This is a genomic window from Pseudomonas sp. KBN10P06128 (assembly GCF_037574945.1).
Classification (GTDB): Bacteria; Pseudomonadota; Gammaproteobacteria; order Pseudomonadales; family Pseudomonadaceae; genus Pseudomonas; species Pseudomonas aeruginosa.
On sequence record NZ_JBBELR010000001.1, the window covers coordinates 2,750,346 to 2,765,734 of the forward strand.

The 15,389-nt window shown below is 64.4% G+C and carries 12 protein-coding genes; 11 read left to right on the top strand and 1 reads right to left on the bottom strand.

The window, feature by feature from the left end:
• Positions 1-185: 185 nt before the first annotated feature.
• From VQ065_RS13110 to VQ065_RS13140, 7 genes are all read left to right on the top strand, one after another.
• Positions 186-3,017, top strand: a complete 2,832-nt coding sequence (locus VQ065_RS13110) for a 2-oxoglutarate dehydrogenase E1 component (protein ID WP_003087413.1) — start codon at positions 186-188, stop codon at positions 3,015-3,017.
• 42 nt (positions 3,018-3,059) lie between these two features.
• The gene (gene odhB, locus VQ065_RS13115; RefSeq protein WP_003114264.1) at positions 3,060-4,289 is read left to right on the top strand and encodes a 2-oxoglutarate dehydrogenase complex dihydrolipoyllysine-residue succinyltransferase; all 1,230 of its coding nucleotides are present in this window, start codon (positions 3,060-3,062) and stop codon (positions 4,287-4,289) included.
• Positions 4,290-4,357: 68 nt separating this feature from the next.
• A complete protein-coding gene (gene lpdA, locus VQ065_RS13120) occupies positions 4,358-5,794 on the top strand; it encodes a dihydrolipoyl dehydrogenase (protein ID WP_003087422.1) in 1,437 nt (478 codons plus the stop codon).
• 328 nt (positions 5,795-6,122) lie between these two features.
• On the top strand, positions 6,123-7,289 hold the full coding sequence (gene sucC / locus VQ065_RS13125) for an ADP-forming succinate--CoA ligase subunit beta (RefSeq protein WP_003087425.1): 1,167 nt from the start codon (positions 6,123-6,125) through the stop codon (positions 7,287-7,289).
• Positions 7,289-8,176 carry a succinate--CoA ligase subunit alpha gene (sucD, locus tag VQ065_RS13130; protein WP_003087428.1) on the top strand — a complete coding sequence of 296 codons (888 nt, stop codon included), beginning with the start codon at positions 7,289-7,291 and terminating at the stop codon, positions 8,174-8,176. The genes sucC and sucD overlap by 1 nt, the downstream gene beginning before the upstream one ends.
• Positions 8,177-8,486: 310 nt before the next feature.
• Entirely contained in the window at positions 8,487-9,800 is a 1,314-nt protein-coding gene (brnQ, locus tag VQ065_RS13135) for a branched-chain amino acid transport system II carrier protein (RefSeq protein WP_003087430.1), read from the top strand.
• Between the two features lie 145 nt (positions 9,801-9,945).
• The gene (locus VQ065_RS13140) at positions 9,946-10,710 is read left to right on the top strand and encodes a DUF599 domain-containing protein (RefSeq protein WP_003087433.1); all 765 of its coding nucleotides are present in this window, start codon (positions 9,946-9,948) and stop codon (positions 10,708-10,710) included.
• Positions 10,711-10,768: 58 nt separating this feature from the next.
• Here the strand turns inward: VQ065_RS13140 and VQ065_RS13145 are convergent, their stop codons facing one another.
• Entirely contained in the window at positions 10,769-11,005 is a 237-nt protein-coding gene (locus VQ065_RS13145; protein WP_003087435.1) for a hypothetical protein, read from the bottom strand.
• A 172-nt stretch (positions 11,006-11,177) separates the two neighbouring features.
• On the opposite strand from VQ065_RS13145, the gene VQ065_RS13150 reads away from it, so the two are divergent.
• From VQ065_RS13150 to htpG, 4 genes are all read left to right on the top strand, one after another.
• Positions 11,178-11,651, top strand: a complete 474-nt coding sequence (locus VQ065_RS13150) for a PaaI family thioesterase (protein WP_003087438.1) — start codon at positions 11,178-11,180, stop codon at positions 11,649-11,651.
• Positions 11,648-12,094, top strand: coding sequence for a PaaI family thioesterase (locus tag VQ065_RS13155; RefSeq protein WP_003087441.1), 447 nt, complete (start codon positions 11,648-11,650; stop codon positions 12,092-12,094). The genes VQ065_RS13150 and VQ065_RS13155 overlap by 4 nt, the downstream gene beginning before the upstream one ends.
• Before the next feature lie 36 nt (positions 12,095-12,130).
• Positions 12,131-13,360 (top strand): hypothetical protein, encoded by a 1,230-nt coding sequence (locus tag VQ065_RS13160; protein WP_009877910.1) that lies wholly within the window; start codon positions 12,131-12,133, stop codon positions 13,358-13,360.
• Between the two features lie 117 nt (positions 13,361-13,477).
• A complete protein-coding gene (gene htpG / locus VQ065_RS13165; RefSeq protein WP_003087446.1) occupies positions 13,478-15,382 on the top strand; it encodes a molecular chaperone HtpG in 1,905 nt (634 codons plus the stop codon).
• The last annotated feature ends 7 nt before the right edge of the window (positions 15,383-15,389 follow it).

Here is a 15,389-nt window from a genome sequence, read left to right on the forward strand (position 1 = left end):
AACTAAGCGGGCCAAGCTCACAAAGCCATGGCCCAGATTTGAAAAATATGACCAGCAGGGGCATCCGGGCTGGTACCCGGACTATCTGCGGGATCTGTAGTGGCCATACCGATGTCGCTGCCTGAGGACTTCGGAGCCTTCAAGGTTTCGCCAGGTGGTTGTCCCCTTACCGAGGGTGACCTAGCATGCACGAAAGCGTAATGCAGCGGATGTGGAACAGTGCCCATCTATCCGGTGGTAACGCTGCCTACGTCGAAGAGCTCTACGAGCTCTACCTGCACGACCCTAACGCTGTGCCAGAAGAGTGGCGCACGTATTTCCAGAAGCTTCCCGCCGATGGCAATCCCGCCCCCGACGTCTCGCACTCCACAGTGCGCGATCATTTCGTCCTGCTGGCCAAGAACCAGCGCCGTGCCCAGCCGGTTTCCGCCGGTAGCGTGAGCAGCGAGCACGAGAAGAAACAGGTCGAAGTCCTTCGTCTCATTCACGCTTACCGTCTCCGCGGCCACCAGGCTTCCACCCTCGACCCGCTCGGCCTGTGGCAGCGTCCCGCGCCTGCCGACCTGTCGATCGACCACTACGGTCTGACGGGTGCCGATCTGGACACCACTTTCCGCACCGGTGAGCTTTACATCGGCAAGGAAGAGGCGACCCTGCGTGAAATCGTCGACAGCCTGAAGAGCACCTATTGCGGTACCTTCGGCGCCGAGTTCATGCACATCGTCGATTCCGAGCAGCGCAAGTGGTTCCTCCAGCGCCTGGAAAGCGTGCGTGGCCGTCCCGGCTTCTCCGCCGAGGCGCGTGCGCACCTGCTCGAGCGCCTGACCGCGGCCGAAGGCCTGGAGAAGTACCTGGGCACCAAGTACCCGGGCACCAAGCGTTTCGGCCTGGAAGGCGGCGAAAGCCTGATCCCGATGGTCGACGAGATCATCCAGCGCTGCGGTTCCTACGGCGCCAAGGAAATCGTCATCGGCATGGCCCACCGCGGTCGCCTGAACGTCCTGGTCAACACCCTGGGCAAGAACCCGCGCGACCTGTTCGACGAGTTCGAAGGCAAGAAGATCGTCGAGCTGGGCTCCGGTGACGTGAAGTACCACCAGGGCTTCTCCTCGAACGTGATGACCAGCGGCGGCGAAGTCCACTTGGCGCTGGCGTTCAACCCGTCCCACCTGGAAATCGTTTCCCCGGTGGTCGAGGGTTCCGTTCGTGCCCGCCAGGACCGCCGCAAGGACAGCTCCGGCGACAAGGTGGTACCGATTTCCATCCACGGTGATGCCGCCTTCGCGGGGCAGGGCGTGGTCATGGAAACCTTCCAGATGTCGCAGACCCGCGCCTACAAGACCGGTGGCACCATCCACCTGGTGATCAACAACCAGGTCGGCTTCACCACCAGCCGCCAGGACGATGCGCGTTCCACCGAGTACGCCACCGACGTGGCGAAGATGATTCAGGCGCCGATCTTCCACGTCAACGGCGACGATCCCGAAGCCGTGCTGTTCGTCACCCAGCTGGCCGTCGACTATCGCATGCAGTTCAAGCGTGACGTGGTCATCGACCTGGTCTGCTACCGTCGCCGCGGCCACAACGAGGCGGACGAGCCGAGCGGCACCCAGCCGCTGATGTACCAGCAGATCGCCAAGCAGCGTACTACCCGCGAGCTGTACGCCGATGCGCTGGTGAACGCCGGCGTGCTCAGCGCCGAGCAGGTTCAGTCGAAGATCGACGACTACCGCGATGCCCTGGACAACGGCCTGCACGTGGTGAAGAGCCTGGTCAAGGAGCCCAACAAGGAACTGTTCGTCGACTGGCGTCCGTACCTGGGCCATGCCTGGACCGCGCGTCACGACACCCGCTTCGACCTGAAGACCCTGCAGGAACTGTCCAGCAAGATGCTGGAAGTGCCGGAAGGCTTCGTGGTTCAGCGCCAGGTTTCGAAGATCTACGAAGATCGCCAGAAGATGGCGGCCGGTGGCCTGCCGATCAACTGGGGCTTCGCCGAGACCCTGGCCTACGCGACCCTGCTGTTCGAAGGCCATCCGGTACGGATGACCGGCCAGGACGTCGGCCGTGGCACCTTCTCGCACCGTCACGCGGTGCTGCACAACCAGAAGGACGACTCGGTCTACGTACCGCTGGCCAATCTGTTCGATGGCCAGCCGCGCCTGGATATCTACGATTCCTTCCTTTCGGAAGAGGCCGTGCTGGCGTTCGAATACGGTTTCGCCACCACCACGCCGAATTCGCTGGTGATCTGGGAAGCCCAGTTCGGCGACTTCGCCAACGGCGCCCAGGTGGTCATCGACCAGTTCATCACCAGTGGCGAAAGCAAATGGGGCCGACTCTGCGGCCTGACCATGCTGCTGCCGCACGGCTATGAGGGGCAGGGTCCGGAACACTCCTCCGCGCGCCTGGAGCGCTACCTGCAGCTCTGCGCCGAGCAGAACATCCAGGTCTGCGTGCCGACCACCCCGGCTCAGGTCTACCACATGCTCCGCCGTCAGGTGATCCGCCCGCTGCGCAAGCCGCTGGTGGTGATGACGCCGAAGTCCCTGCTGCGTCACAAGCTCGCCATCTCGACCCTGGAAGATCTGGCCAACGGTTCCTTCCAGACCGTGATCCCGGAAATCGACAGCCTGGATCCGAAGAAGGTCGACCGCGTCGTGCTGTGCAGCGGCAAGGTGTACTACGACCTGCTGGAGAAGCGTCGCGCGGAAGGCCGCGAAGATACCGCGATCGTCCGTATCGAGCAGCTGTATCCGTTCCCGGAAGACGACCTGGCGGAAGTTCTGGCTCCCTACAAGAACCTCAAGCACATCGTCTGGTGCCAGGAAGAGCCGATGAACCAGGGCGCCTGGTTCTGCAGCCAGCATCACATGCGTCGTGTCATCGCCGCGCACAAGAAGGGCCTCAATCTCGAGTACGCCGGCCGCGAAGGCTCCGCTGCTCCGGCTTGCGGCTACGCCTCGATGCACGCCGAGCAGCAGGAAAAACTGCTGCAAGACGCCTTTACTGTTTAACGCCTACGCGCTGAAGAAACCGAATTTAAGGAAACGCACACAATGGCTATCGAAATCAAAGCCCCAACCTTCCCGGAATCGGTCGCCGACGGCACCGTCGCCACCTGGCACAAGAAGCCGGGCGAAGCGGTCAAGCGTGACGAACTGATCGTCGACATCGAGACCGACAAGGTGGTCATCGAGGTTCTCGCCGAGGCTGACGGCGTGCTGGCCGAGATCATCAAGAACGAAGGCGACACCGTTCTGAGCAACGAGCTGCTCGGCAAGCTGAACGAAGGCGGCGCCGCCGCTCCGGCCGCTCCGGCTGCCGCTGCGCCCGCCGCCGCTCCGGCTGCCCAGGCCGCCGCTCCGGCCGCTGCTGGCGGCGACGACGCCATCCTGTCCCCGGCCGCGCGCAAGCTGGCCGAGGAGGCCGGTATCGATCCGAACAGCATCGCCGGCACCGGCAAGGGCGGTCGCGTGACCAAGGAAGACGTGGTCGCTGCGGTCGAAGCGAAGAAGAACGCCCCGGCCGCCCCGGCCAAGCCTGCCGCCCCGGCTGCCGAGGCGCCGATCTTCGCCGCCGGCGACCGTGTCGAGAAGCGCGTGCCGATGACCCGCCTGCGGGCCAAGGTCGCCGAGCGCCTGGTCGAGGCGCAGTCCGCCATGGCCATGCTGACCACCTTCAACGAGGTCAACATGAAGCCGATCATGGACCTGCGTTCGAAGTACAAGGACCTGTTCGAGAAGAAGCACAACGGCGTGCGCCTGGGCTTCATGTCCTTCTTCGTCAAGGCCGCCACCGAGGCGCTGAAGCGCTTCCCGGGGGTCAACGCTTCCATCGACGGCAACGACATCGTCTACCACGGCTACCAGGACATCGGCGTTGCCGTTTCCAGCGACCGCGGCCTGGTGGTTCCGGTACTGCGTAACGCCGAGTTCATGAGCCTGGCCGAGATCGAGGGCGGCATCGCCAACTTCGGCAAGAAGGCGAAGGAAGGCAAGCTGACCATCGAAGACATGACCGGCGGCACCTTCACCATCTCCAACGGTGGCGTGTTCGGTTCCCTGCTGTCGACCCCGATCGTCAACCCGCCGCAGACCGCCATCCTCGGCATGCACAAGATCCAGGAGCGCCCGATGGCCGTGAACGGCCAGGTGGTGATCCTGCCGATGATGTATCTGGCGCTGTCCTACGACCACCGTCTGATCGACGGCAAGGAAGCGGTGAGCTTCCTGGTGGCGATCAAGGACCTGCTGGAAGATCCGGCTCGCCTGCTGCTGGACGTCTGATTTAGCGTTTCTCTTCACGGCGGCCCCCTCGTGGGGCCGTCCGGTTTCACCCGAATAAGGATTGAGATATGAGCCAGAAATTCGACGTGGTAGTGATTGGTGCCGGCCCCGGCGGTTACGTTGCCGCCATCCGCGCTGCCCAGCTGGGCCTGAAGACCGCCTGCATCGAGAAGTACATCGGCAAGGAAGGCAAGGTGGCGCTCGGCGGTACCTGCCTGAACGTTGGCTGCATCCCGTCCAAGGCGCTGCTGGACAGCTCCTACAAGTACCATGAGGCCAAAGAGGCCTTCAAAGTCCATGGTATCGAAGCCAAGGGCGTCACCATCGACGTTCCGGCGATGGTTGCGCGCAAGGCCAACATCGTCAAGAACCTGACCGGCGGCATCGCTACCCTGTTCAAGGCCAACGGCGTGACCTCCTTCGAAGGCCACGGCAAGCTGCTGGCCAACAAGCAGGTGGAAGTGACCGGTCTGGACGGCAAGACCCAGGTCCTGGAAGCCGAGAACGTGATCATCGCTTCCGGCTCCCGCCCGGTGGAGATCCCGCCGGCCCCGCTGACCGACGACATCATCGTCGACTCCACCGGCGCCCTGGAATTCCAGGCCGTGCCGAAGAAGCTGGGTGTGATCGGCGCTGGCGTCATCGGCCTGGAGCTGGGTTCGGTATGGGCCCGCCTGGGTGCCGAGGTGACCGTGCTGGAAGCCCTGGACAAGTTCCTCCCGGCTGCCGACGAGCAGATCGCCAAGGAAGCCCTGAAGGTCCTGACCAAGCAAGGCCTGAACATTCGCCTGGGCGCCCGCGTGACCGCTTCGGAAGTGAAGAAGAAGCAGGTCACCGTGACCTTCACCGATGCCAACGGCGAGCAGAAGGAAACCTTCGACAAGCTGATCGTCGCGGTCGGCCGTCGCCCGGTGACCACCGACCTGCTGGCCGCCGACAGCGGCGTGACCCTGGACGAGCGTGGCTTCATCTACGTCGACGACCACTGCAAGACCAGCGTTCCGGGCGTCTTCGCCATCGGTGACGTGGTTCGCGGCGCGATGCTCGCGCACAAGGCCTCGGAAGAGGGCGTGATGGTCGCCGAGCGCATCGCCGGCCACAAGGCGCAGATGAACTACGACCTGATCCCGTCGGTCATCTACACCCACCCGGAAATCGCCTGGGTCGGCAAGACCGAGCAGACCCTCAAGGCCGAGGGCGTCGAAGTCAACGTCGGCACCTTCCCGTTCGCCGCCAGCGGTCGCGCGATGGCTGCCAACGACACCACCGGCCTGGTCAAGGTCATCGCCGATGCGAAGACCGACCGCGTCCTGGGCGTCCACGTGATCGGCCCGAGCGCCGCCGAGCTGGTACAGCAAGGCGCGATCGGCATGGAATTCGGCACCAGCGCCGAAGACCTGGGCATGATGGTCTTCTCCCACCCGACGCTGTCTGAGGCCCTGCACGAAGCTGCCCTGGCGGTGAATGGCCATGCCATCCACATCGCCAACCGCAAGAAGCGCTGAGTGATCCGACGCCCCGGTTCACGCCAGGGGCGTCACAGCGACGCGGGACGCGTCGTCCGTCAGGCCAGGACAGGTTCCTGGCCTTGTCGGGTCCGGGTTCTGTAGAATCCACGGTTTGCCGCCTGCGTCGGGATGACGCAGGCGGCAGACTTTCAGAAGAACCACGGCGGGTGAGCGCCGGCGACCGTTGCGAGGTGGCCGCGGGCGTATGCCGCCGGACTGTTTTTTCGCGAGCCGGGTGGTTCGCGAAGCGACGGTCACAGGTGGTGGGGTGCCACGAGCGCTCCGCCGAAATGCGCAATACCTAGACGAATAACGGTAGACAAGCATGAATCTCCACGAATATCAGGGTAAGCAGCTGTTCGCTGAATACGGCCTGCCTGTATCCAAGGGCTTTGCCGTAGACACCCCCGAAGAGGCCGCAGAAGCCTGCGACAAGATCGGCGGCAGCGAGTGGGTCGTCAAAGCTCAGGTGCACGCCGGCGGCCGCGGTAAAGCGGGCGGTGTGAAGCTGGTGAAGAGCAAAGAGGACGCCAAGGCGTTCGCCCAGCAGTGGCTGGGCAAGAACCTGGTGACCTACCAGACCGACGCCAACGGCCAGCCGGTCAGCAAGATCCTGGTGGAGTCCTGCACCGACATCGACAAGGAGCTGTACCTCGGCGCCGTCGTCGATCGTTCCAGCCGCCGCATCGTGTTCATGGCTTCCACCGAAGGTGGCGTGGACATCGAGAAGGTCGCCCACGACACTCCCGAGAAGATCCTCAAGGCCACCATCGACCCGCTGGTCGGCGCGCAGCCGTACCAGGGCCGCGAGCTGGCCTTCCAGCTGGGCCTGAAGGGCGACCAGATCAAGCAGTTCACCCATATCTTCGTCGGCCTGGCGAAGCTGTTCCAGGACTACGACCTGGCCCTGCTGGAAGTGAACCCGCTGGTGATCAAGAAAGACGGCAACCTGCACTGCCTGGATGCCAAGATCAACATCGACAGCAACGCCCTGTACCGTCAGCCGAAGCTGCGCGCCATGCACGACCCGTCCCAGGACGATGCCCGTGAAGCCCATGCGCAGAAGTGGGAGCTGAACTATGTCGCGCTGGAAGGCAACATCGGCTGCATGGTCAACGGCGCCGGCCTGGCCATGGGTACCATGGACATCGTCAACCTGCACGGCGGCAAGCCGGCCAACTTCCTCGACGTTGGCGGCGGTGCGACCAAGGAGCGCGTGACCGAAGCGTTCAAGATCATCCTGTCCGACAGCAACGTGAAGGCTGTCCTGGTGAACATCTTCGGCGGCATCGTGCGTTGCGACATGATCGCCGAAGGCATCATCGGCGCCGTCAAAGAAGTCGGCGTGAAGGTTCCGGTTGTCGTCCGCCTGGAAGGCAACAACGCTGAACTGGGTGCCAAGGTCCTGGCCGAAAGCGGCCTGAACATCATCGCGGCAACCAGCCTGACCGACGCTGCCCAGCAAGTCGTCAAGGCCGCGGAGGGTAAGTAATGAGCGTCCTGATCAACAAAGACACCAAAGTCATCTGCCAAGGCTTCACCGGTAGCCAGGGCACCTTCCACTCCGAACAGGCCATCGCCTACGGCACCAAGATGGTCGGCGGCGTGACCCCCGGCAAGGGCGGCACCACCCACCTCGGCCTGCCGGTGTTCAACACTGTCAAGGAAGCCGTGGAAGCCACCGGCGCCGAAGCCTCGGTCATCTACGTTCCGGCTCCGTTCTGCAAGGACTCGATCCTGGAAGCGGCATTCGGCGGCATCAAGCTGATCGTCTGCATCACCGAAGGCATCCCGACCCTCGACATGCTGGACGCCAAGGTCAAGTGCGACGAGCTGGGCGTACGCCTGATCGGCCCGAACTGCCCGGGCGTGATCACTCCCGGCGAGTGCAAGATCGGCATCATGCCGGGTCACATCCACCTGCCGGGCAAGGTAGGCATCGTGTCGCGTTCCGGCACCCTGACCTACGAAGCCGTGAAGCAGACCACCGACGCCGGCTTCGGCCAGTCCACCTGCGTGGGCATCGGCGGCGACCCGATCCCGGGCTCCAACTTCATCGACATCCTGAAGCTGTTCCAGGAAGATCCGCAGACCGAAGCCATCGTCATGATCGGCGAGATCGGCGGTTCCGCCGAAGAAGAAGCCGCGGCCTTCATCAAGGCCAACGTGACCAAGCCGGTGGTGTCCTACATCGCTGGCGTGACTGCCCCTCCGGGCAAGCGCATGGGCCACGCCGGCGCCATCATCTCCGGCGGCAAGGGCACCGCGGACGAGAAGTTCGCCGCCCTGCAGGACGCCGGTGTGAAGACCGTGCGTTCCCTGGCCGACATCGGCAAGGCCCTGGCCGAGCTGACCGGTTGGGAAGTGAAGAAGGCCTGATTTCCCGGGTTTTCTGAGTTCCAGGACGAAGGCCACCGCCTCACAGCGGTGGCCTTCGTCGTTCTATCGCATCCGTCAAACGAATGTTGCCGCGATGCGCTATCATTGCCAACGGTTCGTGTCCGACAAAACCCCGGGCGCGCCACGCATCATCCCGCAGGCCAGCGCGCCTGCAGCTATAGCGCCACATGGCCCTCAAAAGGGGTCGGGCGGCTTGACCGGTCCTCCTCATCCGGAAGGACGATGTTTCCTAACACCCCCAAAGGGAAACCCCGAACAACCGAGACTTCTGCCAGTGGTACATCCTCCTATGACTCATTTGAAAGGGTTCGACCTGCTCGCCCTTGGCTTCATGACGTTCGCGCTTTTTCTCGGCGCGGGTAACATCATCTTTCCTCCCAGTGCCGGCATGGCGGCGGGCGAACACGTATGGAGCGCGGCTTTCGGCTTCCTCCTTACCGGTGTCGGCCTGCCGTTGCTGACGGTGGTCGCCCTGGCCCGGGTCGGAGGCGGTATTGGCCGCCTGACCCAGCCGATCGGGCGGCGCGCGGGAGTGGCGTTCGCCATCGCCGTGTATCTTGCCATCGGCCCGCTGTTCGCCACCCCGCGTACAGCCGTGGTGTCCTTCGAGATGGGCGTCGCGCCCTTCACCGGGGACGGCGGCGCGCCATTGCTCGTCTATACCGTCGCTTACTTCTCCGTGGTTCTGTTCCTGGTGCTGAACCCGGGTCGCCTTGTCGACCGGGTCGGAAAGGTCATCACGCCGGTGCTGCTGTCGGCCCTGCTGGTCCTTGGCGGCGCGGCGATCTTCGCGCCGGCGGGAGAGATCGGCAGCAGTTCCGGCGAGTACCAGAGCGCGCCCCTGGTGCAGGGTTTCCTGCAGGGCTACCTGACCATGGATACCCTCGGTGCCCTGGTCTTCGGTATCGTCATCGCCACCGCCATTCGCGACCGCGGCATCAGCGACAGCCGGCTGGTCACGCGCTATTCCATGATCGCCGGGGTCATCGCCGCCACCGGCCTGTCCCTGGTCTACCTGGCGCTGTTCTATCTTGGCGCCACCAGCCAGGGCATCGCCGGCGACGCCCAGAATGGCGTACAGATCCTCACCGCCTATGTGCAGCAGACCTTTGGCGTTTCCGGCAGCCTGTTGCTGGCGGTGGTCATCACCCTGGCCTGCCTGACCACGGCGGTAGGGCTGATCACGGCGTGCGGCGAGTTCTTCAGCGACCTGCTGCCGGTTTCGTACAAGACGGTGGTGATCGTGTTCTCGCTGTTCAGCCTGCTGGTCGCCAACCAGGGACTGACCCAGTTGATCAGCCTTTCGGTACCGGTTCTGGTGGGACTCTATCCGCTCGCCATCGTGCTGATCGCCCTGAGCCTGTTCGACCGGCTCTGGGTGTCGGCCCCGCGGGTGTTCGTGCCGGTGATGATCGTCGCGCTGCTCTTCGGCATCGTCGACGGGCTGGGGGCGGCCAAGCTGAACGGGTGGGTGCCGGACGTCTTCGCCAAGCTCCCGCTCGCCGATCAGAGCCTTGGCTGGCTGCTGCCGGTATCCATTGCGCTGGTCCTGGCAGTCGTTTGCGATCGGCTGCTGGGCAAGCCGCGCGAAGCGGTCGCCTGAGACGTCAGGCGAACCCCAGGAAGGCCGCCTCCGGGCGGCCTTTTTCATGAGCCGACGAAAGTCGTGTCCTGGCCGCGGCGAGCGGCGTCCCAACGGCGCGAAACAACGGCGGGGCGATTCCCGGCCGGCTCAAGAGGGAGTTTTCATGACCGCCGAACTCGGCATTTTCAACGGGCACCTGTCGCAACACCTGCTGGCGGCGCTCTGGTTCCTGTTCTGCTGGGTGGGCTACACCCGCTACGCCACCTGGAAGGGCCGCGACACCGCCTGCCTGGCCAGCGTCCTGCACCTCTACCGGGAGGACTGGATGCGCCGGCTGCTGCTGCGCGACAACCGTATCGCCGACGCCAGCGTGATCGGTAACCTGGAGCGTAACGCGTCGTTCTTCGCCTCCAGCACGCTGATCATCCTCGCCGGCATCCTCACCCTGCTGGGCTCCACCGATCGCGCCGTCTCGGTACTGGCCGACCTGCCGTTCGTGGAGGAGGCCAGCCGGGGACTGTCGGAACTGAAGCTGCTGTGCCTGGCAGTGGTCTTCGTCTATGCCTTCTTCACCTTCAGCTGGTGCATGCGCCAGTACAACTTCGCGGCGATCCTGGTCGGCTCGGCACCGATGATCGGCGAGCGCAACGTCGGCGAGCTGGAGCGCAAATCCTTTGCCGAGCGTGCCGCCCGGGTCATCTCGCTGGCGGCCAACCAGTTCAACTTCGGCTTGCGCTCGTACTATTTCGGCCTGGCCATGCTCGCCTGGTTCATCAACTCCTGGTTCTTCATGCTGGTGACGGCCGGCGTGGTGCTGGTCCTGTATCGCCGCGAATTCCATTCGGACGTGCTGGAGGTGATGGTCTACACCGAGACCGCAATCGCCGAAAGCCCGCGGGAAGGCGAGGGCGAGGTGCCCAGAGGCTGAATCCCGGGCATGAAAAAGCCCGCTTGCGCGGGCTCTTTCAGGGTACGTCAACGAGAACTTATTGCTGGTTCTGTTGCGGTTGCTCCGGAGTCGGTGCCGGAGTCTGCGGGGTTGCCGGAGTGTCGCTCGACGGCGCCGGGGCGCTGGGCTCGGCAGGGGGAGTAGCCGGAGCGCTCGGCTGGGTCTCGGTAGCCGGAGCTGCCGGGGCCGCTGCCTTGTCTTCCTCTTTCTTGTCGCAAGCGGCCAGGCCAAGGCTGGCAGCGAGCAGCAGGGCAAGAGTTACGGTCTTTTTCATCGTTTAGCCTCCATGTGCGGCTTTCCTCGTTGTAGCCCTTTGAACATTTGCGCTGGCGTGAAGTTCCACACACTTCGACTATTTCGATCGTTATGTCCAAAACCCCGGCTGCCGGGGCTTTGGCGGCAGGGTATGATTCGCCCTCCAGAAAACTCCCAGCAAGGTCGCCGTCATGTCGGAAAATCCTCTCCTCGAGCGCGCCCGGCGCTTTCTCTCGGCCTTGCGTCATTGCCAGGTGCTGGGGTTGACGGTCGAGGCCGCCGACGAGAAAGGACTGACCCTGCGCCTGCCCTACAGCCAGGCGATCATCGGCAACCCGGAAAGCGGGGTCGTCCACGGCGGCGCGATCACCACCCTGATGGACACCACCTGCGGTATTTCCACGGTCTGCGTGCTGCCGGACTTCGAGATCTGCCCGACGCTCGACCTGCGCATCGACTATATGCATCCCGCCGAACCGCACAAGGATGTCTATGGCTTCGCCGAGTGCTACCGGGTCACGCCGAACGTGATCTTCACCCGCGGCTTCGCCTACCAGGACGATCCGGGCCAGCCCATCGCCCATGTCGTCGGCGCCTTCATGCGCATGGGCGGTTCGGCTCGCTCCGGGGCGGCCAGGCCGGCCGCGCAGGGAGGTGCGGCATGAGCCCGACCAGCCTCGAGCAACTGGTCCGCGACGCGCGCCGGAACAACGACTACAGCCCGCTGGTGGAGCTGATCCCGTACGCCAAGCTGCTCGGCATCGAATGCCTGCGCCTGGGCGACGACATGGTCTTCCGCCTGCCGGCGAACAAGGACAACATCGGCAACCCGACCCTGCCGGCCATCCATGGCGGTGTGATTGCCGGCTTCATGGAGCATGCGGCGATGTTGCACCTGCTGACTTTCATGAGCATTCCGCACCTGCCGAAGATCATCGATTTCTCCATCGATTACCTGCGTGCCGGGCACTTCCGCGATACCTACGCGCAATGCCAGGTCTGGCGCCAGGGGCGACGGGTGGCGAACGTCGCGATCAACGCCTGGCAGACCACCCAGGGCGAGCCCATCGCCACCGCGCGGGCGCATTTCAAGGTGGACGAGCCGTGAGCCGTACGCTGCGGAAAGTGGGCTGAGGATATCGCGATGGATGCCTTGCTGATTCTGGGCGGCCTGCTGCTGATGGTCGCCGGCTATATCTGGGTCATCGTCCTGGCCTTCGGTACCGGTCTGCTGTGGGGTTACGGCAGCCTTTTCCCGCCGGTGGCGCTGGCCTATATCGGCGTGCACTGGCGTACGGCGCGCAAGGGCGTCGGGCTGGCCGCGCTGGGTTGCATCCCGCTGGTGGTCGGCCTGGCGCTGCTGGCCAGTCACGACGCTGCGCGACTGGAGGCGATCCTCAGCCTGCGCTGGCTGAAGCCGGAGGCCAGGCCGCCGGCGGAACTGGCCATCGCGCTCAGCGGGGAGTTCAACGGCAAGCCTTTCGCGCCGCAGAGCGGCGAGTTGATCGGCGGCGTGCTGAGCCTGCGCCAGGGGCACGATTTCTACGCCCAGCGCGAGCTGCAGATCCGCCTTCCGGCACAGCCGCTCGGGGCGCTGCGCCTGGACGTGCTGCCCGAGGACGGCGGCGCGTTGCCAGAAGTCGAGCTGAGCTGGCTGCAACCGGAGCAGGACCTGCCCGAGGCGCGTCGTCTCCTGCGTGGCTATACCTTGCACCTGGACCTGCGGCCCAAGGCGCCGAACCGCCTGGAGGGCGAGTTCCACCTGAGCCTGCCGAGCGACTACCGGACCACCCTCAGCGGCCACGTCGAGCTGTATACCGACCGGCTGCGCTATCGGCACGGCAAGGTCGACCTGGGCTACGACTCCGACGATACCCTGGCCCTGGTCTTGCGCGACTATCTGCAGCGACGCTTCGCCAGCCGCGACGTCAGCCTCGTGCGGGCGCCGTCCTGGCGCGCGGCCAGCCATGCGCGGCCGCTGCGTATCGAGGCCCTGGTGGCCGGCCAGACTCAGGTGCTGGAGCTGACGCTGGAGAAGAACGCCCGGCGGGAGTGGACGGTGCGCGGCGACGCGTTCCCCGCCTTGCCGGCGGAGCCTGCGACCGTGGCCGCGGCGGCGCCGCCCGAGCCGCAGGCGCTGCCGGCGCCGGGCAACGCCACCCTCGACCTGGAGCTGGTCCAGGTCGAACCGCAGCGCTACAGCCAGCGCCTGGTCAAGGCCACTACGGTACGCGGGCGTATCGCCGAGGGCCGTTTCACCGGCCTCGACAGCGAGGGGCGCCTGGTGATCCGCCGGGAAATGCCCGGTGCGGGGGAGGCGAGCTACCTGTTGCGCCCGGCGGAGATCGCCCGTCTCGAACTGCTCGAACGCTAGTCGTCGCACGACGGTGCGCGGTTTTTTCGCATAAGCGCTTGAAAAGCCGGAAGAAGGCCCCACCTAGGGGACATCCGCCGTGGTACGCGGCTTATGTCATTGATGGAGCTTGGAGCGATGAGCGTGGAAACCCAAAAAGAGACACTGGGCTTTCAGACTGAAGTGAAGCAACTGCTTCACCTGATGATTCATTCTCTCTATTCGAACAAGGAAATCTTCCTCCGCGAACTGATTTCCAACGCCTCGGACGCCGCCGACAAGCTGCGTTTCGAAGCCCTGGCCAATCCCGAGCTGCTCGAGGGCGGCGCCGAGCTGAAGATCCGCGTCAGCTTCGACAAGGAAGCCAACACCGTCACCCTGGAAGACAACGGCATCGGCATGAGCCGCGAGGATGTGGTGACTCACCTGGGCACCATCGCCAAGTCCGGGACCGCCGACTTCCTGAAGAACTTGTCTGGCGACCAGAAGAAGGATTCGCACCTGATCGGCCAGTTCGGCGTCGGTTTCTACAGCGCCTTCATCGTCGCCGACAAGGTCGATGTCTACTCCCGTCGCGCCGGCCAGCCGGCCAGCGAAGGCGTGCACTGGTCGTCGAAGGGCGAGGGCGAGTTCGACGTCGCCACCATCGACAAGCCCGAGCGCGGCACCCGCATCGTCCTCCATCTGAAAAAGGGCGAGGAGGAGTTCGCCGATGGCTGGCGCCTGCGCAACGTGATCAAGAAATACTCCGATCACATCGCTTTGCCGATCGAGCTACCCAAGGAATTCCACGGCGAAGAGGCCGACAAGCCGGCCGAGCCGGAATGGGAAACGGTCAACCGCGCCAGTGCGCTGTGGACCCGTCCGCGCGCCGAGGTGAAGGACGAGGAATACCAGGAGTTCTACAAGCACGTCGCCCATGACTTCGAGAACCCGCTGAGCTGGAGCCACAACAAGGTCGAAGGCAAGCTGGAATACACCTCGCTGCTCTACGTGCCGGGCCGCGCGCCGTTCGACCTGTACCATCGCGAGGCGCCACGAGGCCTGAAGCTGTACGTACAGCGCGTGTTCATCATGGACCAGGCCGACGAGTTCCTGCCGCTGTACCTGCGCTTCATCAAGGGTGTGGTCGACTCCAACGACCTGTCGCTGAACGTCTCCCGGGAAATCCTGCAGAAGGATCCGGTGATCGACTCGATGAAGTCGGCGTTGACCAAGCGCGTGCTGGACATGCTGGAGAAGCTGGCGAAGAACGAGCCGGAGCAGTACAAGACCTTCTGGAAGAACTTCGGCCAGGTCCTCAAGGAAGGCCCGGCGGAAGACTTCGGCAACAAGGAGAAGATCGCCGGCCTGCTGCGCTTCGCCTCCACTGGCGACGATTCGGGCGAGCAGAGCGTAGCGCTGGCCGACTACATCGGTCGGATGAAGGAAGGCCAGGACAAGATCTACTACCTCACCGGCGAGAGCTACTCGCAGGTGAAGAACAGCCCGCACCTGGAAGTCTTCCGCAAGAAGGGCATCGAGGTGCTGCTGCTCACCGATCGCATCGACGAGTGGCTGATGAGCTACCTGCCGGAGTTCGACGGCAAGCAGTTCGTCGATGTCGCCCGCGGCGACCTGGACCTGGGCAGCCTGGACTCGGAAGAGGACAAGAAGGCCCAGGAAGAAGTCGCCAAGAGCAAGGAAGGCCTGATCGAGCGCCTGAAGAAGGTGCTCGACGAGCAGGTCAGCGAAGTCCGCGTCTCCCACCGTCTGACCGACTCGCCGGCGATCCTCGCCATCGGCGAACAGGACCTTGGCCTGCAGATGCGCCAGATCCTCGAGGCCAGCGGGCAGAAAGTGCCGGACTCGAAGCCGATCTTCGAGATCAACCCGCAGCATCCGCTGATCGAGAAGCTGGATGCGGAGCCGGACGAGGACCGCTTCGGCGAGCTGTCGCATATTCTCTTCGACCAGGCCGCCCTGGCCGCGGGGGACAGCCTCAAGGATCCGGGCGCCTACGTACGCCGACTGAACAAGCTGCTGGTGGAGCTGTCCGCTTAAGCAGTAG

Excerpts from the sequence above, each read along its gene's own strand:
- VQ065_RS13110 (WP_003087413.1), top strand. The coding sequence starts at position 186 with ATGCACGAAAGCGTAATGCAGCGGATGTGGAACAGTGCCCATCTATCC.
- odhB (WP_003114264.1), top strand. The coding sequence starts at position 3,060 with ATGGCTATCGAAATCAAAGCCCCAACCTTCCCGGAATCGGTCGCCGAC.
- lpdA (WP_003087422.1), top strand. The coding sequence starts at position 4,358 with ATGAGCCAGAAATTCGACGTGGTAGTGATTGGTGCCGGCCCCGGCGGT.
- sucC (WP_003087425.1), top strand. The coding sequence starts at position 6,123 with ATGAATCTCCACGAATATCAGGGTAAGCAGCTGTTCGCTGAATACGGC.
- sucD (WP_003087428.1), top strand. The coding sequence starts at position 7,289 with ATGAGCGTCCTGATCAACAAAGACACCAAAGTCATCTGCCAAGGCTTC.
- brnQ (WP_003087430.1), top strand. The coding sequence starts at position 8,487 with ATGACTCATTTGAAAGGGTTCGACCTGCTCGCCCTTGGCTTCATGACG.
- VQ065_RS13140 (WP_003087433.1), top strand. The coding sequence starts at position 9,946 with ATGACCGCCGAACTCGGCATTTTCAACGGGCACCTGTCGCAACACCTG.
- VQ065_RS13145 (WP_003087435.1), bottom strand. The coding sequence starts at position 11,005 with ATGAAAAAGACCGTAACTCTTGCCCTGCTGCTCGCTGCCAGCCTTGGC.
- VQ065_RS13150 (WP_003087438.1), top strand. The coding sequence starts at position 11,178 with ATGTCGGAAAATCCTCTCCTCGAGCGCGCCCGGCGCTTTCTCTCGGCC.
- VQ065_RS13155 (WP_003087441.1), top strand. The coding sequence starts at position 11,648 with ATGAGCCCGACCAGCCTCGAGCAACTGGTCCGCGACGCGCGCCGGAAC.
- VQ065_RS13160 (WP_009877910.1), top strand. The coding sequence starts at position 12,131 with ATGGATGCCTTGCTGATTCTGGGCGGCCTGCTGCTGATGGTCGCCGGC.
- htpG (WP_003087446.1), top strand. The coding sequence starts at position 13,478 with ATGAGCGTGGAAACCCAAAAAGAGACACTGGGCTTTCAGACTGAAGTG.